At 43.7% G+C, this 18,723-nt stretch carries 16 protein-coding genes and 1 tRNA gene; 8 read left to right on the forward strand and 9 right to left on the reverse strand.

The window, feature by feature from the left end; all coding sequences use genetic code 11:
- Nucleotides 1-81: 81 nt before the first annotated feature.
- The 3 genes from KUL49_RS01885 to KUL49_RS01895 all read right to left on the reverse strand — a co-directional run bounded on the left by KUL49_RS01885 (nucleotide 82) and on the right by KUL49_RS01895 (nucleotide 3,558).
- A tRNA-Met gene (locus KUL49_RS01885) sits at nucleotides 82-158 on the reverse strand.
- A gap of 201 nt (nucleotides 159-359) precedes the next feature.
- A complete protein-coding gene (locus tag KUL49_RS01890; RefSeq protein WP_131136113.1) occupies nucleotides 360-662 on the reverse strand; it encodes a 4a-hydroxytetrahydrobiopterin dehydratase in 303 nt (100 codons plus the stop codon).
- Nucleotides 663-852: 190 nt separating this feature from the next.
- Nucleotides 853-3,558, reverse strand: coding sequence for a TonB-dependent siderophore receptor (locus KUL49_RS01895; protein WP_131136114.1), 2,706 nt, complete (start codon nucleotides 3,556-3,558; stop codon nucleotides 853-855).
- 421 nt (nucleotides 3,559-3,979) lie between these two features.
- Between KUL49_RS01895 and KUL49_RS01900 the strand changes: the two genes are divergently transcribed.
- Complete coding sequence (locus tag KUL49_RS01900; RefSeq protein ID WP_131136115.1) at nucleotides 3,980-4,966, forward strand: mechanosensitive ion channel family protein; 987 nt, start codon at nucleotides 3,980-3,982, stop codon at nucleotides 4,964-4,966.
- A 17-nt stretch (nucleotides 4,967-4,983) separates the two neighbouring features.
- Nucleotides 4,984-5,148, forward strand: a complete 165-nt coding sequence (locus tag KUL49_RS01905; protein WP_014949248.1) for an entericidin A/B family lipoprotein — start codon at nucleotides 4,984-4,986, stop codon at nucleotides 5,146-5,148.
- Between the two features lie 274 nt (nucleotides 5,149-5,422).
- Here KUL49_RS01905 and KUL49_RS01910 read toward each other — a convergent pair whose 3' ends face one another.
- Nucleotides 5,423-5,872 carry a MaoC family dehydratase gene (locus KUL49_RS01910; RefSeq protein WP_131136116.1) on the reverse strand — a complete coding sequence of 150 codons (450 nt, stop codon included), beginning with the start codon at nucleotides 5,870-5,872 and terminating at the stop codon, nucleotides 5,423-5,425.
- A 231-nt stretch (nucleotides 5,873-6,103) separates the two neighbouring features.
- Here KUL49_RS01910 and KUL49_RS01915 point away from each other — a divergent pair, with 231 nt between their 5' ends.
- Both KUL49_RS01915 and KUL49_RS01920 read left to right on the forward strand, forming a co-directional pair.
- Nucleotides 6,104-7,006 (forward strand): LysR family transcriptional regulator, encoded by a 903-nt coding sequence (locus KUL49_RS01915; protein ID WP_014949246.1) that lies wholly within the window; start codon nucleotides 6,104-6,106, stop codon nucleotides 7,004-7,006.
- Between the two features lie 159 nt (nucleotides 7,007-7,165).
- A complete protein-coding gene (locus KUL49_RS01920; protein WP_014949240.1) occupies nucleotides 7,166-7,558 on the forward strand; it encodes a DUF3718 domain-containing protein in 393 nt (130 codons plus the stop codon).
- A 170-nt stretch (nucleotides 7,559-7,728) separates the two neighbouring features.
- Here the strand turns inward: KUL49_RS01920 and KUL49_RS01925 are convergent, their stop codons facing one another.
- Nucleotides 7,729-9,246, reverse strand: coding sequence for a mannitol dehydrogenase family protein (locus KUL49_RS01925; protein ID WP_131136117.1), 1,518 nt, complete (start codon nucleotides 9,244-9,246; stop codon nucleotides 7,729-7,731).
- 10 nt (nucleotides 9,247-9,256) lie between these two features.
- Complete coding sequence (locus KUL49_RS01930) at nucleotides 9,257-10,972, reverse strand: cytosine permease (RefSeq protein ID WP_014976338.1); 1,716 nt, start codon at nucleotides 10,970-10,972, stop codon at nucleotides 9,257-9,259.
- A 440-nt stretch (nucleotides 10,973-11,412) separates the two neighbouring features.
- Here KUL49_RS01930 and KUL49_RS01935 point away from each other — a divergent pair, with 440 nt between their 5' ends.
- From KUL49_RS01935 to KUL49_RS01950, 4 genes are all read left to right on the forward strand, one after another.
- Entirely contained in the window at nucleotides 11,413-12,093 is a 681-nt protein-coding gene (locus KUL49_RS01935; RefSeq protein WP_131136118.1) for an HAD family phosphatase, read from the forward strand.
- The gene (locus KUL49_RS01940) at nucleotides 12,090-13,046 is read left to right on the forward strand and encodes a sugar-binding transcriptional regulator (RefSeq protein ID WP_014949236.1); all 957 of its coding nucleotides are present in this window, start codon (nucleotides 12,090-12,092) and stop codon (nucleotides 13,044-13,046) included. Before KUL49_RS01935 ends, KUL49_RS01940 begins: the two co-directional genes overlap by 4 nt.
- A 332-nt stretch (nucleotides 13,047-13,378) precedes the next feature.
- Nucleotides 13,379-13,777 carry a DUF3718 domain-containing protein gene (locus tag KUL49_RS01945; protein WP_014949235.1) on the forward strand — a complete coding sequence of 133 codons (399 nt, stop codon included), beginning with the start codon at nucleotides 13,379-13,381 and terminating at the stop codon, nucleotides 13,775-13,777.
- A gap of 299 nt (nucleotides 13,778-14,076) precedes the next feature.
- Nucleotides 14,077-14,475: a DUF3718 domain-containing protein gene (locus tag KUL49_RS01950; RefSeq protein ID WP_131136119.1), complete on the forward strand. Its 399-nt coding sequence runs from the start codon at nucleotides 14,077-14,079 to the stop codon at nucleotides 14,473-14,475.
- 94 nt (nucleotides 14,476-14,569) lie between these two features.
- On the opposite strand, the gene KUL49_RS01955 is transcribed toward KUL49_RS01950, so the two are convergent.
- The 3 genes from KUL49_RS01955 to KUL49_RS01965 form a co-directional block, all read right to left on the reverse strand.
- The gene (locus KUL49_RS01955) at nucleotides 14,570-15,463 is read right to left on the reverse strand and encodes an alpha/beta fold hydrolase (protein WP_242633695.1); all 894 of its coding nucleotides are present in this window, start codon (nucleotides 15,461-15,463) and stop codon (nucleotides 14,570-14,572) included.
- Nucleotides 15,464-15,613: 150 nt separating this feature from the next.
- Nucleotides 15,614-17,413: an acyl-CoA dehydrogenase C-terminal domain-containing protein gene (locus KUL49_RS01960; protein ID WP_014949232.1), complete on the reverse strand. Its 1,800-nt coding sequence runs from the start codon at nucleotides 17,411-17,413 to the stop codon at nucleotides 15,614-15,616.
- Nucleotides 17,414-17,422: 9 nt separating this feature from the next.
- Nucleotides 17,423-18,604 (reverse strand): acetyl-CoA C-acyltransferase, encoded by a 1,182-nt coding sequence (locus KUL49_RS01965; protein ID WP_014949231.1) that lies wholly within the window; start codon nucleotides 18,602-18,604, stop codon nucleotides 17,423-17,425.
- Between the last annotated feature and the right edge of the window lie 119 nt (nucleotides 18,605-18,723).

An 18,723-nucleotide genomic window follows, 5' to 3' on the forward strand; every position in this document is an offset into this window, starting at 1 on the left:
ACGAGCTACCAGACTGCTCCATCCCGCGCTTGTACGGTAAAGCTTGCCTATGCAATGCTTTGAAATTCTGGTTATTTTCTGTGGTTGCGGGAGCAGGATTTGAACCTACGACCTTCGGGTTATGAGCCCGACGAGCTACCAGACTGCTCCATCCCGCGCCAGAAAATTATTGTTGTAAGCGCTTCATTTAATGCCTCGCTTCAACGTGGTGCGTATTATACATAGGGACTTTCGCAACACAAGTACCAGCATGCGAAATATTTCATTTTTCTGACTGTTAGCGGTTTAATTAACCAACATGAACAAAGTTAATACGAATTAACCGATTTTTAGCTCCTATTTACACACGTTGATTCAAGCTATTTAAATTTTTCCATTTTTTCAGCCAACGAAAAATCTAATTCTGTTAGCCCACCAGCGTCGTGCGTAGTCAATGTTACCTCTACTTTATTATAAACATTGAACCACTCCGGATGATGTTTTAGCTTTTCCGCCCAAATCGCAATTTGAGACATCCACCCAAAAGCTCGGATAAAGCTCTTAAACATAAACGTCTTTTTGATAGTGTCTCCACTTTGCTCCCATGGTGTGTCATCGGAAACCAGTTCATTGAGCACTTTCAATTTTTCATTAATTTCATTATCAGACAGCTTCGTCGCCATTCTTATCTCCTTCAATCACTGATAATTACGTAAAAGTCTTACCTATTACGAGATACTTTAATCGATTGGTTTAACATTAGAAGAGACTGGAGACAAAATCACAAAGAGGAGTGGAGGCTAAGGTTTACAAAAAAGCCACCCTTCAACTTTTATAGCTAAAGGGTGGCTATACTTCTACCTTATTAACAGATTAGAATTCGATAGCCAAGCGCGCATAGATTTGACGACCTCGTGGATCGTGAACCTTAGAGTCAAACCCGCTGTTAGTGAATAGCTGTGGAGGCTCTTCGTCGAACATGTTAATTGCGCCTAACGTCAACACATAACTTTGTTCTGTATCATATAAGCCACCTAAGTCGATGTTGTATTGAGCATCTACCGTCAAGTGACTATCCACTTCGTAAAAGCCACCTGAACAACCACCCACGTTTGCAGTACCGTCCGCGCAATTTTGATCATCATCATATGATGAGATGTAGCGAAGGAAGATATTGGCTGCATGGATATCGTTTTGCCAAGCCAGCCCCAAGTTCGCGCGCAATTCAGGAGAAGACACACCAATGTTATTGAAGTTACGGCGTCCTGCACCATCAATGTTCCCTGCCTGTGGGTCCATCAAGTCATACTTAGTGATGTAGGTCGCATTCAACGTAGGTGTAAAGTTACCGAAGTCTGTCTCTATTTTATAACTGGTTACAAAATCAAGACCCGATGTTTCCAAAGAACTCGCGTTAACATACGTGTTATTTACTTGAAGAACAGGCCCAGTCAGCGGGTCTCCAGCACGGATGACGCGGTCTGGGTTAGTCGGATCATCATTTAGTACCGCCTGCGCGTTCTCTTGAATGATCAAGTCTTCAAACTCGAAATTCCAATAATCAACTTCAACAGAAAAGTCTCTGAAAGGCTCGTATGAGAAGCCAATATTATAGGCTGTCGACTCTTCAGGTTTTAGCTCTTCATTACCCGATGTTCTAACAGCTACAAATGCCGTAGCACCTTGAACGGGGTCAATAAGCTGTTGCAACGACGTTGCGCCACCTTGTGCTAAGAACACTGTTGGCGCTCTAAACGACGTAGATATCGAGCCGCGAAGTGAAAACTCATCAGTCGCACGCCACGAAATCGCTAACTTTGGATCCACCGTATTTCCAATGGTACCGCCGTAATCTTCATAACGAACCGCTAGCTGAACATCTAATTCGTCATTTATTGGTAATGCAAGTTCACCGAACGCTGCCCATACATCCTGGCTACCATCAATATCAGGGTTGCCGATAACGAATGTGAAACTGTCTTGGTTAGCAAGGTCATCGTAATCTTGGCTAAGCTGGTTTTCACGATATTGAACACCCAATGCTAACGCTGCAAAGCCACCGCCCATTTCGAACACATCAAACGATGTAAACGCTTCGAAAACTTCAAGGTCAGCTTTAGAGTCAATCACTTCGGTTCCCGTAAAGGAGCTAACCACGTAATCAGAGTTAGGTGCCGTTGTGTAAGACGTTGCAAATGGGTTGAAGAATTCGCAATCCCCTACCCCTGGCGTTCCAGCGATAGGGTCACAATTAGAGCCACCTAGACCGTATAGCGCAAGCTGAAACTCGGTATTTAGTACGTCAGGAACCCTAAATACAAAATCGTTAACCGCACGTGTATAGCTTACTTCCCAGAACCCAGTGTCTGTCACACCTTGTAAACTGGTGCTAAAGCGAAAGGTATCTGATTCGGTATTCGCTGGGTCACCAGGGAAGCCGTTACCTTCAGCGCGGCCGAAGAAAGCGACAGGCTGACCAAATGGATTCTGCGGATGATAATCCGGAACGATTGGAGAGGTTAAAATTGGGAAGCTCGGTGCTCCACCACGTTCAGCACGGTTTCTCGCTAAACTGAATTCAGCCGACCATGTAATATCGTTATGGAACTCGTAGTCTGCACGTACGTACGCATTTGTTCGGCTCTCATCGGCAACATATGAATAAAACTTACCGAAATCAAAGCCACAAAACCCTGCACCAATGGACGCAAAATCTGTGAGTGAAGGAGGTACGATAACAGAACCACCAAACTCTTCACAACCATAGGGATCTCTGAATGGAACTGCGCCCACATCAGGGACATTCACAAAATAAGAACCAGGGTTACCTAATGGACTTGTGTCATCTTGAGGACGACTTAGTCGTCTATCGCTGAGAAAAAGCGGCGAACGGTTGGTATAGCTTATCGCCGCTAGTACGCTTCCGTTATCACCGGTTGCGCCCCATAAACCTTGTAAAATGAATTCTTTGTTGTCGCCATGCGCACCATCTTGATAGTCAAGGCTTACCATTGCTCCGTCATAATTGCGTTTGGTGATAAAGTTAACGACACCTGCAACGGCATCAGAACCATACAGAGCCGACGCACCATCTTTAACCACTTCCATACGATCAATGGCAATCATTGGCACAAGTGAACTGGTATCGACGAAGTTCAGGCCTTCGTTCGTTGGTTGCGCTGTAACGACCTGACGCTTGTTGTTAAGTAAAACCAGAGTAGACGCTACGCCTAAACCACGAAGGTTAATATTCGACGTTCCCGCTGTTGCGTTTTGCGTAAATGCATCCGGGTTGTTTTCAGCACCCGTGTTAATAGTGAGTGTTTGTGTAATATCCGCAATATTCTTTGCACCAATCGCGTCGATAGCCACGCTATCTACCACGGCTAGTGGAGAAGGAGATTCGAAGTTTTCGCTACGGCGAACAAAACTACCGGTAACCAAAATGAGTTCTACGTCTTTCTTTGCTTCTTGCTCACTTTCAACGTCTGCTTCTTGGGCTGATGCGATATAAGGAGAGCAAAATAAGGCAGTACCGACCATAGCCGCCACTGCTGTCTTACGCGTTTTAAATTTCATAGTGTGATTCCAAATCTGGGCTTATCACTACCGGCATTACTACCCACACTTTCCGCTAGCGACAGGCTGTTCGATTTCGTGTTGTTATTGTCTGAGGCCATGAACAAATATTGACCTACGCAATTGATACTATGCTTGAATTTCACCTTTGTAAATTTATTGTGAATAATATGTTTACATTAATTTTACACATGGTCTGACCAGATATCCTTTAGGATAAATTGAAGCCTCTCCACCGAATTTAGCCATATCCCAATTGAGAATATGTTTCCCAATATGGGAAATTTATTCATTACGCTTGATTGATCGCGCACCTCAAAAATCAGGCATACCCTCTAATTTTCAATGCGTTACAAGATTATTTTGAAAGGAATGATTCTTGAAACATCAAGAACACTTTATATGAAGGTGCACGAGGTCTATGGAGTTTCCAAAAATAGATGAGGTTTATAAATTACTCAGCGAAAAGCTAGAGTCTTGGGTAGAGGGCGGCATTACGCTTCTTCCTAACATTGTTGTCGCATTTTTTATTGCGATAGCCTTTGGCATTATCGCCAAAGTGATCGGCAACGTTGCTGGCAAGATTATGCGCAGAACGTTTGAGTCTCGACAAATTGCAAGCCTCCTCACCTCCATAATCAAATCTATCGTTTTAATAGCGGGAATTTTCATTGCGCTAGACTTTGTTGGCCTCAAAGGTACTGTCACCTCTTTACTTGCAGGCGCAGGTATCGTCGGGTTGGCCATTGGTTTTGCGTTTCAGGACATGACGGAAAACTTCATTGCCGGTGTAGCCATGGGAATTCGAAAACCCTTTGAAATTGGTGACGTCATTGAGGCAGAAGGTGTATTTGGTAACGTAAAGGAAATAAACCTTAGAAACACTTTAGTTGAAACTTTTTATGGTCAACTTGAAGTTATACCCAACAAGATTCTTTTCCGAAATATTTTGACCAATTATTCATATCTTGGTTATCGAAGAATAGAGGTCCCTGTAGGCATTTCTTACGCTGATGATATAGAAGAAGCCGCCAAAGTTATTACGGATGCTATGAATGAAAAAGATTATGTCATCAAAAGAGAAGAAACCGCGGTATACGCAGAGTCTTTTGGCGATTCAAGTATCAACCTATTACTGTGGTTTTGGATCCGATATCCAGGAGAGCCTGGATTTATGGTCGTACGCCACGACGCGATCAGTACAGTAAAAACGGTATTAGAAGAAAACGATATTCTTATTCCTTTCCCTATCAGAACATTGGATTTCAATGCTAGAGGGGGAGATAAGCTTAATAGCATGCTTAAAAAGCAGGATGAGAGAAGTCCAAGTAAAGGTAATACAAATTCATCAACTGAGCAGTCTGATGTGAAAGCGGGTGATAATCCTGAGCAACCCGCAGAAGAATGAAACTAACGGAGATGCAAATGGAAATGTTAAATTCAAAAACACTTAAACACGCTTTTTTAGTACTTATACTCGCAGCCAGTTTTGGGAGTTTAGGCGGTTGTGCAACAGTTGAAGGGGCCGGTAAAGATATTCAAAGTGCTGGAGAAGCCATTGAAGAAGGTGCCGAGGAAGCGTCTAACTAACTCGTTTCTGTCAACATCGGTCTTGCCGATAAAGTACGACTGTGTAGGTAAAAGCCTGACGATTGCTAAACTAGGCCCTGTTGACCTTTGCTATATATCAAAGGTCAACAAACGCCAGCATCTCAGGCTTTTTTATTTTGTGGCATTATGATTCTGAAATACACGGTGCGACATATCAACTAGACAACGACGTAGTACACGCATCGTAATACGCATTTGGCAATATGCCGTACTAGTCTGTACAGCCACTTTTACCGCGTACAACAACAATCTATCAAGGCTTAAGCACCGCGAGCATGAGAAAGCCACCTATTAGCGCAGGGTTCCCATTCGATTTAAGCAGGCAACTTGCCTCTACTTTATAAAGCTTCCCTTGTGCCTTCTCAGTGATTTCGACAAGTTTGAATTGGTATTTAACGGCGTCATTACTTTTTACTGGTTCAAGAAAACGTAACTTATCAATGCCATAGTTGATCATAGACGCGATACGTTCGTCTGGCGCAATCACTTCAGCAAATGCTTTAGGCATGAGACTGGCAGTCAAGAAGCCGTGAGCAATTGTTGTTTTAAAGGGACTTTCTTTTTCACAGCGCGCAGCATCTAAATGTATCCACTGGTGATCGCCGGTAGCGTCTGCAAACTGATTGATCATGTCCTGCGTAACCGTCATCCATTCGAGTTGTTCAAGGGTATCTCCCACTGCTAAGTCTAAAAGTGTTCTCATTTTTCAGTCCAATCTCCATTTATTGACGATAAAACTACTATTATTATCTTGAATATTTCAATTAACTTTTAATAATAGATATTTATAAATATTCTTGTTACACTAACGTAAATTATTCGTAGATGCTATGTAGCATTGGATCACAGTTTTCTATTAAACGCACCGTGATACAAACTAGCGCCTCTTCATCTATTGGCTTTTTTCAGGGCACTCGCTCTTAAAGGATTAGTTATGAATCTCAATAGAATCGATTTGAACCTTTTTGCAGTATTCGACGCCATTTACACGGCAGGAAGCTTAACCAAGGCAGCAGATGTCTTATGCATTACTCAACCAGCGGTAAGTAACTCTTTAGCAAGGCTAAGAGAAATGCTTAACGACCCGCTGTTCGTTCGTACTGGCCACAGTATGACGCCTACCCCCGTGGCGCAAAATATTATTGTTCCAGCTCGTCAAGCCTTAGCCTTACTACGTAGAAGTGTGCAAGAAAGTCATACATTCGACCCTCTCACAGCCGAGAAGTCCTTTAACTTTGCCAGCCGTGATTTGCTTGAAGTTAGCATTATGCCTCGACTCATTTCACGTTTGCAGAATTTGGCGCCAAATATTGGGTTAACCAACTACGAGATTCCTAGAAGCCAAGTTGTTTCGGCGATGGCATCGGGCACGTTGGACTTTTACTCAGATGCATCGACATTTACAGACCCTCATTTGTGTAAAGAAAAAATCGCTCAAGACAGACTTGTAGTGTTAGCACGTAAAAATCATCCTGCGCTCAAAAACGGGCTTAACTTAGATACCTTTCTACGATTAGGCCATATTAATGTGTCACAGCGTAAATCTGGTGTGGGCCCAATAGATATTGCGTTAGATAAAATGGGCAAAAGACGCAAGGAAGTTATGCGAGGTCAACATTTTTTAACCGTACCAAGTACGATAGTAAAGACAGACCTTATCGCGTGCCTGCCGTATCACCTTGCTAAACATTACGATCTTGCGTTGTACGAGGTTCCTTTTGATTTACCGCCTGTAGAGTATTTCCTTTATTGGCATGTAAGCGCCGACCATGATCACGCTCATATGTGGATGCGTGAACAAATAATGGAAGTAGCGAGCAACTATAAACCTCACTAACGCCACTTCTCCAAACAGCGCTCGTTATGGGCGCTTTTTTGTCTCCACATACTTATAAAACCACATACCTAAGTATCGCTTAGAACGTTTTCAAGATTTCATTTTTGTCGTTTAATCCTCCCGAACAAACAATCTATAGAAGTACTTGAGGAATTAACCATGTTGAAAATTGTTAAAACTTCTCTTGTTATCGCAGCGACATTAGGTGTGTCGGGCGTAGCACAGGCTGATGTTAACGAAGCACTAGCGAATATTTGCACTATCGTTCAAGCGGACGATAAAGGCGAACTACGTAAGAAAATGCGTTCAGTCGAATCAGACTACCGCATGAAGCTTAAAGACTACTACTCAGCAATTAGTTGTGGCGGTAACAGCCTAATTCGTACAGCACTGCTAAACAATGCTTTAGAAGCTGGCGAGTTACTTGTTAAGAAAATGCCAAAAAGTGATTTAGAAGCACCTGAAGCTGATGGAAAAACACTTCAAGCTTGGGTTGCGGAAAACGGTCTGCAAGATAACCCAATTGCTGCGGTTATCAACGACCGCCTATAAAACAGTTTCACACCATGTGAACCAGTTCAACATGGTTGCAGAGAAATCTGCACTTTAGAAAGCGACCCTCGGGTCGCTTTTTTCTTTTGTATCAGTTGATAAAATTCAATGCATAAAAAAGGAGAGTATTCCCTACTCTCCTTCGTACTAATACAGATTACCCATACAATCTAACAAGCTCTGGCAAGCTCGAGTTTATTGTTTGCTACCTTTTCGCTAATCAGCAACACCGGCTCTTGTTGATACAAGCGCTCTACAAAGCCCTGGAAACTAGCGGTAAAACGCGCTTCATCAACCAGCTTACCAAATACTTCTTCTAGCATTAAAAAACTAAGGCTGTCTATTGGTTTATTACTAGCCGCGTTGTGTAACTTATCAGCTAACACATCGTTGATTTCAAGTGACTTCCCGTCTTGAGAGGCATGCCTGTCTGAATAGAAGGCCCAGCAAGCAACAACTAAAGCACTTATATCGGTGTCTCTGTTGGCCGCCAAATTATCTCGTACGGTGGGAAATAAAAACACCGGAAGCTTAGCCGAACTTTCAAGGCAAATTCGCGCTAGCGTATCTTTAATGAAAGGGTTGGAGAAACGAGATAGCAGCGTATCTCTGTATTCATACACGTCAATCCCCTCTACTGGGTCGAGTGTTGGCATAACCTCTTGTTCCATAAAGATTGATAGAAGACGCTTTAACTGTTTCGCTTCAACACTTTCATGGATAGTTTCAAGCCCTGCTACAGAACCAACCAAGCCAAGTACTGAATGGCCCGCATTGAGCATACGAAGCTTAAGCTTTTCGTACGGTGCCACATCGCTTACAAACTGCGCGCCTACTAAATCTAAACACGGCTTGGTATTGCAAAAGTCATCTTCAATAACCCACTGGTCAAAAGGCTCACACACTACAGGCCAAGCATCTTCTACGCCCTGAGCCCTTAACGTTGCGATATCTTCATTTGTGGTTGCAGGCGTTATTCTGTCTACCATTGAATTAGGGAAACTCACGTTTTCATTAACCCAAGTAGCAAACGCTTGGTCAAACAGTTCAATATACGCAAGCAGCATTTTCTTTAACATATGGCCATTGTGCTGAATATTGTCACATGACATAACGGTAAAAGGCCTAACGTTGTTTTCTTTGCGTTTTTTAAGCGCTGCAACTAAATAGCCGAAAACCAGTTTAGGCGTTTTGGGGTTTTCGATATCGTGAATGACATCAGGGTTAGTGGTAATAAATTCCCCTGAGGAAGCATCAAAATTATAGCCACCTTCGGTAATGGTTAACGATACGATGCGTACTTCGGGCTCAGCCATTTTATCAATGACTGCTTGAGGATCGTCCGGCGCCATCAAAAACCCCGTCATTGCACCGATAACTGATGCACTGCGGGAACCGTCATTGTGCTTTTCAACCAAGGTATATAAGTTATCTTGTTCGTCGAACACTTTTTTCATCGCACGGTCGTTCTCGCGAAGACCCACACCACAAATGCCCCACGATAGATCGCCGGTTTTTGCCATTAATGTGTCTACATACATGGCTTCATGTGCCCGATGAAAACCACCCACACCAATGTGAACAATACCCGTTTGAACCTTCTCCACATCATAAGCTGGACGCCTTATGTCATTTGGCAACGACGATAAGTTCGCTCTGTTCAATAAAATAGACGTTTGAGATTGCATAAGAACCTTATTAGCTTTGTAACGCTTTGTGGCGACGCATCGCCCAATACGCAGTAACGAAATAGATAACGGTGCACGCGAACCCAACATTAAAGAATAGGTCTCGGTTCAATTCGTAAGCGGCAACCGTGTCACTAAGAGAAAAAGTTTTGATTGCCAATGCTATGGACACCAACAAACTCGCTAGCGAAGTAAGACGCAGTAATTTAGATACGGCAGTAACGTCTTCAACGTGTTCGTTTTCTAACGCCGCTTCTTGCTGCTGATGAGCTTCAACACGTGCATTGAAAGCATCTACTTGTGCTTCTTGCTCAGGATAAGCTTGTTTTGCACCATACTTTGCGGCCAGTGCTGTATAGACAGCTATGGTGAAGAACCACGTGGGTATGAATAGATAGTAGAAAGACATGACGTCTAAGACGTTTAAACCAAAGCCAAACACAAGCCCCAACCCCCAACTCGCTACCGCTGGCGTGCTGTGAGTAAGGCTTTGATAATGTGCCCAATAACGTGTGAATCCAATACGCGGAAAAATCATGTGCTCTGCGAACACAATTGCTCCTACAGGAACAACAAGTAATCCAGCATACGTTAACAGTGGCAGTAATTTAGTAAACACGAACGGAAAACACGCAATTGCAACGGTGACCATACCGACGACCGCGGTCGTTGTAGTACGTGATTTATCTTTAAAAATAGCTTGCGCGGCAAGTCCAGCGCGATAGAGATTCGCGTTTGCTGTAGTCCAGCCTGCAACGATAACAATAACGAGTCCAGAAAGACCTAATGCGTGGAATGCCACATCGCCCGGGTCTAATTCACCAATGGACTTTTGAACAATAACCGCTGTTCCTGCGCCCATAATACCGGCTGAAATCCATGCTATATAATGACCAAATAACATACCCGCCGACGTACATAAACCGTAACGTTTACGCTTAGCAAAACGCAGTAACGCCATATCAATAAGGCCGAAATGCGTTATCGTGTTCGCTGCCCACGAAAAGCCAATCACTTCTAATAAACCAATACCAGGCTCACCACTTTGGGTGAAGCCCGTCCACACCGATGTACTACCGATATGAATAAAGTCATTCCACGATGTAAGAAACGTTTGCCCAATCACAGATTCAGCGAGTGCAGGCATTAGAATAAGTGGACCGCAAATGAACATGGTGAACAACCAAGGCGCACAAATACGAGAAAAATTGGAAACCGCGTTAAAGCCATACATAGCGACAAAGACAACTATCACACCGACTGCAAGCACGACGGCAACAAAAGCTAAATTAGTCGGATACCAATTTAACTGCGCCGGAATATTCAATGCAAAACGCACGGCGGTTGCCGACACCGTAATCATAGCGGCCGATATCACTGTAAATATGATGACATTCGCCCAGTTATAGAGCTTGGTCATAGAGTCGCCAGCTATTTTCTGAAGATACGAGTACAAGCTCAAACGGGTATCTACAGCGATAGGCGTAGTGATAAGTGTCCAGCTTAGGACAGCAAGTAGATTACCAATTAATAAACCCAACAGAATGTCGGTCATGGTGGCGCCTAGCGCAACAAAGGTTGCACCAAATACGAATTCAGTGGCTGCAACATGTTCACCGGCATATAAGCCCATGAAATGTTTCCACCCTTTTAACTTATGTTTAGCGACGGGGAGTTGCTCGTCACTAACTTGTGAAATATCAATATCACTAGACGTCGACTTCATCTTCAAATCTCGTGTTGTAGGTGTATTTCCCACTGGTTTCAAAACACATTAAGAGCATTTGCTCAGACATTGGGATATATCTCAATTTTTGTAAATATTTGCATATACCCTCTACTTTGTAAACAGCCATTAACAAAATAAATGGAGGCTTGTTTATTTAATTAACACAATAAAAATGCACATTTAACCAATCCAAATAAACGCGATATAATCTATCCAATTGATACTATGAAGAAATTTTAGAGACGAAATTTGAGGCCGAAAACCGCGTATGTAGTCGTATGACTCAAGAACTGCTTGTTAAGGTAGAACAAACGCCATCAATTACCTTACACTTAGGCAAATGTTCATATAATTAGGGCCTGTTGACCTTTGGTGTACGAATACGGAATTGGCAAGGGGACGTTGGTTAAATGTTAATACTTAAAGGAAGGTGACTCTTGCAGGCACACAACGTGGAACTGGTGATTTTTGATTGTGATGGCGTACTGATTGACAGTGAAGTGCTATCGATGCAGGCGTGGCAAGCACTTCTGTCTAGTTTCGATATTGCATTATCGAAACAATATTTTATAGAGCATTTTCTTGGCAAGAGCATGGAGCACGTTCAGGGTAAGTTAAAAGATGACTTTGCGCTCACACTTACTACGTCCATGAAAAACAAATTCCATGGATTACTGTTCGACAGCTTCGAGTGCCATTTACAAAAGACTACCGGTATCACCTCTGTACTTTCTGCACTTAACTCACTAGGTATTCCATTTTGTGTTGCCACAAGCAGTTCACCTGAAAGAACAATAAAGGCGTTAACCAGCACAGGCCTACTTTCCTATTTTGAAGACCGCATTTTCACGCGAGCACTCGTTAATAAAGGCAAGCCAGCACCAGATTTATTTTTATATGCGGCAAATGCGCTCAACGTTGCTCCTACAAACTGCCTAGTTATTGAAGACTCTCAGCCTGGGATTGCTGCCGCAAAAGCCGCAGACATGCGCTACTTCCACTATACAGGTGGCGCACATCTACAGAATTGTATTGTGACATCGGACAACACCATTAATTCATGGGACGAGTTTTACTCTCGAATCCCTGACATTTTTGACATGAGAAAAATTAGATGAGTAAGAAAGCACAAAACGAACTCAATAAACTCGACGAGGCCGCCAGAGCAGGATGGATGTACTATGTTGGTGGTAAGACGCAAGATGAGATAGCTAAAACGCTCAAAACATCACGCCAAAGCGCACAACGCTTAGTGGCGTTATCCATGTCGGAAGGTCTTGTGAAAGTGCGCTTAGAACACCCGATTGCTAGATGTATGGAATTAGCGCAAGGCATAAAGAAAAAATTCGGATTAACTTTCTGTGAAGTCGTGCCCAGTGTTGATGACGATCCCAATTCAACGCTTGGCCTTGGTCAAGCGGGTGCAGCAGCAATAGAAAGAGCTTTAAAATTCGACGCTCCACAAACCATCGCGTTTGGCACTGGCCGTGTACTGCGTGCCTGTGCTGATGAATTGTCAATACTTCACTGCCCTCAGCATAAAATTGTTTCCCTTGTTGGTAATATTGCTGATAACGGAGAGGCGACGCGTTATGACGTGGCTGTTCACGTAGCCGACAGAGTTAAAGCACAGCATTATCCTATGCCTATCCCTGTTATAGCATCTAGTAAACTAGAACGGGAAATTTGGCAACAGCAACAACACATATCTAGAATTCACACGCTTGCCGAACAAGCGGATATTAGCTTCGTAGGCATTGGTAACTTAGGCAGCGTGTCTCCATTGTATAAAGACGGATTTATCGACGATGATCAATTAGCAACCCTCGCTGAATCTGGTGCAAGTGGCGAAATCATAAGCTGGATCTTTAATGAAGAAGGTGCGCTGATTAGTTGCGATATTAACGAGAGAGTAACGAGCTTTAAGTTGAAAGCAACGCCAGAAAAGCCTGTAGTGGGTGTTGCAGCGGGCGACAACAAACTGCACGCTATAAGAGGCGCTCTGCGATCGAAATTGCTCAATGGGCTCATCACGACAGAACGTACTGCCTCAGCACTGCTTACTTCTTAATTTCGTTCTTTTCTTATTAATACAATGCCTATTGCGTACATTTTTAGTACGCATTAACTTCAACAAAAAGCAAAAAAACAGCATTAACGTTGTTTTTTTGCACTTTATTTGGCTATTTATTGATCTGCAATTGCAATTCAACTTAGTTTGCCTGCGCCCTTTAATACTAAAGGCTACAGCGCATTTCATACCTCTTACATCTTTAGTCTAACGTATTATTCGATATACCTTGTTATTTGAATGAATGTTTTTCATTCGACCTGATTGTTTTTTAATTAATCCCGAACAGACAAACCGATTAATTAAACAAATATAACGAAGGAAATTTAACCATGTTGAAAATCGTTAAAACTTCTCTAGTCATCGCAGCATCAACATTAGCTTTTTCAAACGCAGCACAAGCAAATGACGTAAACGAGGCACTAGCAAACATCTGTACTATTGTTCAGGCTGACGACAAAGGCGAATTGCGTAAGAAGATGCGTCGCGTACAGTCAGACTTCAAATTAAAGTTACGTGATTATTACTCAGGTGTTTCATGCGGTGGTCAAAGCCTTATCCGCACGGCCTTAACGAACAACGCAGTTGAGGTAGGTACACTGCTTGTTAAGAAAATGCCAAGCAAAGACCTTTCTGAGCCCGAATCAGACGGCAAAACGCTTCAAGCGTGGATAGCAGAGCAAGGCTTACAGAGCTCGCCAATTTCTGCTGAGCTTAACGATAGAATCTAAGCACTAATTCACATAGCCATGTGAGTCGATTCAACATGGTTGCAGCGTCAGCTGCAATGAAAGGCCCCGCTACGGGGCCTTTTTACTTTCTGTCTCTTTAAATTTTCACGTTCTTCAACCCAGTGACTTAGGTAATCAAGCTGCGGTATGCGTGAGCTCGTAACGCAAGCTCCCCCCTTTAGGTATGGTTTGACATACCATGTTATTTTACAACATGTTTTTCAAATAGTTAGATTCGGGTTTAATGCATCTCAACGAACGAACACAATCTTAATAACAACAACCGAAGGAATTTAACCATGTTGAAAATCGTTAAAACTTCTCTAGTAATTGCAGCATCAACTTTAGCTTTTTCTAACGCAGCTCAGGCTAATGACATTAACGAAGCACTTGCAAACATTTGCACAATTGTTCAAGCAGATGACAAGGGCGAACTACGTAAGAAAATGCGTAGCGTTCAATCAGACTACAAACTTAAGCTTCGCGATTACTACTCTGGCATTTCTTGTAACGGCCAAAGCCTAATTCGCACTGCTCTTACTAGCAACGCGGTTGAAGTAGGTACTCTACTGGTTAAGAAAATGCCAAGCAAATACTTAGCAGAGCCTGAGTCAGACGGTAAGACACTTCAAGCGTGGATTGCTGAACAAGGTCTTCAAAGCTCTCCTATTTCGACAGAGCTTAACGGCAGAATCTAATATAACTAATTAATCACACCATGTGATGTAACGATTCAACATGGTAGCGGCAGGACGCCGCACTGGAGGCCCCTTTTAGGGGCCTCACCCCTTTCTAGAACCCTATAAAATTTATCACTTCTTTTTGTACCCATTCAGGTTTTTCCCTGTGTAACCAGTGCGACGCGTGCGGATTAAACCGCTTAATTATCAATGGAACATAGTGTTCGATTTTATCCAGTACACTTAGATCAAACGCATCATCCTGCTCTCCCCACAATAACAGGGTTGGGCAGTGAATGAATATTTCAGGTATACGAATATCATCCAACACTTTCTCAGATACATTCTTTTGTGGCACTTGTTGAGGCATTTGCCGATAGTAATTGAGCATCGCACTGAGGGTTTCAGGTTTACCCCAGTCGTTAAGTAGAGTCCTTGAATAGCTGGTTTCTTTCTCAAAAAAGCCGTTGCCTAACATATTTTTCAATAACGTAAAGCTTGTATTTGTAAGGGTCCGCTCTGCGACCTTATCAATAAGCGCAGAGATATACTGGCTTTTTGCTCTTTGCGTAGAAGAGGTCTTTATTGCCCGTGTAAAACAAGAAGGATGAGCAGCATTAACAATAATAAGTTTGCTAATTAATGTTTGGTGAAAGGCTGCTAGGGGCCACGCTATTGCCCCACCCCAATCGTGTCCCAACAAAATAACCTTTCGGCCTTTTTGAACTTTCTCGATGAAGGCGGCCATTCGACTTATCAATGATGGAACTTGGTAGTCCGTTTCACTGGGTAGTGGACTCGATAAATGATAACCGGGCAAATCTGGGGCAATGATGTCAAGTGATGTGGGGAGTGTCGCCATTAACGCTTCCCATGTGTGCGCATTTTCTGGGAAGCCATGAAACATGATAAGCAGAGGGTTCTCAGCGCTCTCTTCTTCTCGGGATAAATAATGAAGGCTGGCTCCCTCAACATTCACGTACTTTGAAACAACCACTGTGCTCACTTCCTTCCTCTATGTTGTTTTTAAGAAACAAAAAGGCCGAGCAAAATAACGTATCCAAATGATTATTTGGTTAAATCATTTTCTCGGCTACATTATTTTCTCGGCCTTTCGTACGTCTTTTAATTACGCACGTGTATTACTTTTATGTCGTTACTCGATAGCGAACATACTCTCTGGCATAGACATCAAGTTGTCTGCGCCTGATTGCATTGCCGAAACCAGTGAGCGAGTACGGGTTAACAAACGGTCAAAGTAGAAGCCCGTTGTTAAGATTTTACTCTTATAAAACTCGGTTTCGGTGCTACCTGCATCAAGCTGTTCTTGTGCTTTCACTGCCATTTTTAGCCAGAAGTAAGCAACGGTGACATAACCTGAATACATTAAGTAATCGACAGACGCTGCACCAATTTCATCTGGGTTCGATGCTGCTGCCTTACCGATATCCATAGTGATCTGCTGCCACTCGTCAAGATGAGAGTTTAGCGCGTTAGTCCAAGCACTAAACTGAGCGTTATCGCGCAATGAATTACAGTAGTCGCGCACTTCTTGAACAAACACATTAAGCAATTCGCCATTAGAGCCCATTACTTTACGACCTAATAGGTCAACGGCTTGAATACCTGTAGTACCTTCATACATGGTGCAGATACGGGTATCGCGAGCTAGCTGCTCCATACCCCATTCTTTGATAAAGCCGTGGCCGCCATAAACCTGCATACCGTAACTCGTGGCTTCTTGCGCGGTTTCAGTTAAAAAGGCTTTTACGATAGGCGTTAAGAATGCAAGTTTTGCATCCGCAAGTTGCTTCTCAGCCTCGTCGCTACCATACAAAGTAACGTCAACTAACTGCATACAGTAAGCGGCAAGCGCTCGGTTGCCTTCCGCGAACGCTTTCTGCGTTAACAGCATACGACGTACATCAGGGTGCACAATAATAGGATCAGCTGGGCCATCAGGATTTTTACGCCCTGTTAATGAACGGAACTGAATGCGGTCTTTTGCATAGCGAAGCGCACCTTGGAATGCTGCTTCAGATGATGCCAAGCCTTCAAGACCAGTGCCAATACGTGCGGTATTCATGAACGTAAACATGCAGTTTAGGCCGCGGTTTGGTGGCCCAATCAAATAACCTTTTGCGCCATCGAAGTTGATCACGCAGGTTGCGCTGGCTTTGATACCCATTTTATGTTCAATGCTTCCGCAGCCTACTGCGTTTCTATCTTGCTTTTCGCCATCTTCAGATACGTTAAATTTAGGTACAACAAATAGTGAAATACCTTTGGTCCCCTCTGGCGCATCTGGCAATCGAGCTAACACAATGTGTACGATATTTTCAGACAAGTCGTGTTCACCTGCCGAAATAAAAATCTTCGTTCCTGTTAAGCTGTAGGTACCATCTTCTTGAGGCTCCGCGCGACATTTCAACATGCCAAGGTCTGAACCGCAGTGTGCCTCGGTCAAACACATAGTACCTGTCCACTCACCGCTAACCAGTTTTTCAAGGAACATTTTTTGTAGTAATTCAGAGCCATGGGCTTTTATTGTTGCCATACAGCCCTGGCTTAGACCTGGGTACATCGCCCAAGAATGGTTTGCGCCTGAGAACCACTCAGCAATGATAGATGACAATGAATATGGTAGTGCCTGACCGCCAAATTCTTCAGGGTGAGACATTCCTGGCCATCCGCCCTCAACATACGTTTGATAAGCTTCTTTAAAACCTTTAGGCGTTGTTACTTCACCATCAACCCACTTACACCCTTCTTCATCGCCTGATGCATTGATGGGTGCCAGTACGTTCTCTGAAAACTTTGCAGCTTCAGCGAAAATCGCCGACACCAGATCTTCTGATGCTTCGTCGAAACCTAGCTTTTGATAGTGATTTTGATAATTTAGTAGCTCATGTGTTACAAACATGGCGTCACGTTGTGGAGCTTTATAACCTTCCATACCCAATACCTATATTACTTCAAATAGACCAGCAGCGCCCATGCCGCCACCGATACACATGGTGCAAACAACATATTTCGCACCGCGTCGTTTACCTTCGATGAGTGCATGACCCACCATGCGAGCACCGCTCATGCCGTATGGGTGACCAATAGAAATGGCACCACCGTTTACGTTTAATAATTCGTCTGGAATGCCTAACTTATCGCGGCAATAAAGTACCTGTACCGCAAACGCTTCATTAAGCTCCCATAGACCGATATCGTCCATGGTCAATCCATGCTGCTTTAATAGCTTAGGAATGGCGAACACTGGGCCAATTCCCATTTCATCTGGCTCACAGCCTGCCACTGCAATACCGCGATAAATACCAAGAGGTTGAGCATTGCCTTTTGCCGCTGAGTGCTCATCCATAATCACTGTCGCGCTGGCACCATCAGAAAGCTGGCTTGCATTACCTGCGGTAATACAACCACCTTCTATCACTGGGTTAAGCGCTTTAAGCCCCTCTAGCGTTGTTTCTGGGCGATTTCCTTCGTCTTTCGACAAGGTCACTTCACGCTCAGAGGTTTCACCTGTTTCTTTATTAAATAAGGCTTGCGTTGCTGTGATAGGTACAATCTCATCATCAAACTTGCCCGCTTCTTGAGCCGCTGCTGTGCGCATTTGGCTTTGGTAACCGTATTCGTCTTGTACGTCACGGCTAATGTTGTAGCGCTTACCCACCACTTCCGCAGTTTGAAGCATTGGCATATAAATATCTTTGTGCTTAGCAACCAGTGCAGGGTCTACTGCACGAAACATATTCATATTTTTGTTTTGCACTAAAGAGATAGAATCTAAGCCGCCCGCAACCATAATGTTGGTATCGCCCGTACGAATTGAATTCGCTGCGGTAGCAATGGCATACATGCCAGAACTGCATTGGCGGTCGAGTGTCATACCCGCTACGGTGACCGGTAAACCACCCGCTAAACCAGCCAAGCGGCCAATATTCATGCCGCCACTGCCTTGGGTTAGCGCTGCGCCCATTACCACGTCGTCGACACTGGCAGGGTCGATCCCTGCGCGTGCTACTGCGTTTTGAATAGCATGGCCACCTAATGAAGGGGCTGGTAAATTGTTCAGTGCACCTTTATAAGCGCGCCCGATTGGCGTACGTGCTGTACTTACGATAACTGCATCGCGCATTTTCATATTCCTTTCAGTTGGGCTGAAAGTTCAGCCAAAGTTTAGCTAGGCCTACGTGCTTCCTCTCGAAGTTACCTAGCTTTACCAAATTCGGATGTCGGGTAACGAGAGCTAGCGCT

The sequence above is a fragment of the Alteromonas sp. KUL17 genome (assembly GCF_006538305.1).
GTDB lineage: Bacteria > Pseudomonadota > Gammaproteobacteria > Enterobacterales > Alteromonadaceae > Alteromonas > Alteromonas macleodii.

Coding starts and splice junctions, on each gene's coding strand:
- KUL49_RS01890 (WP_131136113.1), bottom strand. CDS start 662: ATGGCGACGAAGCTGTCTGATAATGAAATTAATGAAAAATTGAAAGTG.
- KUL49_RS01895 (WP_131136114.1), bottom strand. CDS start 3,558: ATGAAATTTAAAACGCGTAAGACAGCAGTGGCGGCTATGGTCGGTACT.
- KUL49_RS01900 (WP_131136115.1), top strand. CDS start 3,980: ATGGAGTTTCCAAAAATAGATGAGGTTTATAAATTACTCAGCGAAAAG.
- KUL49_RS01905 (WP_014949248.1), top strand. CDS start 4,984: ATGGAAATGTTAAATTCAAAAACACTTAAACACGCTTTTTTAGTACTT.
- KUL49_RS01910 (WP_131136116.1), bottom strand. CDS start 5,872: ATGAGAACACTTTTAGACTTAGCAGTGGGAGATACCCTTGAACAACTC.
- KUL49_RS01915 (WP_014949246.1), top strand. CDS start 6,104: ATGAATCTCAATAGAATCGATTTGAACCTTTTTGCAGTATTCGACGCC.
- KUL49_RS01920 (WP_014949240.1), top strand. CDS start 7,166: ATGTTGAAAATTGTTAAAACTTCTCTTGTTATCGCAGCGACATTAGGT.
- KUL49_RS01925 (WP_131136117.1), bottom strand. CDS start 9,246: ATGCAATCTCAAACGTCTATTTTATTGAACAGAGCGAACTTATCGTCG.
- KUL49_RS01930 (WP_014976338.1), bottom strand. CDS start 10,972: ATGAAGTCGACGTCTAGTGATATTGATATTTCACAAGTTAGTGACGAG.
- KUL49_RS01940 (WP_014949236.1), top strand. CDS start 12,090: ATGAGTAAGAAAGCACAAAACGAACTCAATAAACTCGACGAGGCCGCC.
- KUL49_RS01945 (WP_014949235.1), top strand. CDS start 13,379: ATGTTGAAAATCGTTAAAACTTCTCTAGTCATCGCAGCATCAACATTA.
- KUL49_RS01950 (WP_131136119.1), top strand. CDS start 14,077: ATGTTGAAAATCGTTAAAACTTCTCTAGTAATTGCAGCATCAACTTTA.
- KUL49_RS01960 (WP_014949232.1), bottom strand. CDS start 17,413: ATGGAAGGTTATAAAGCTCCACAACGTGACGCCATGTTTGTAACACAT.
- KUL49_RS01965 (WP_014949231.1), bottom strand. CDS start 18,604: ATGCGCGATGCAGTTATCGTAAGTACAGCACGTACGCCAATCGGGCGC.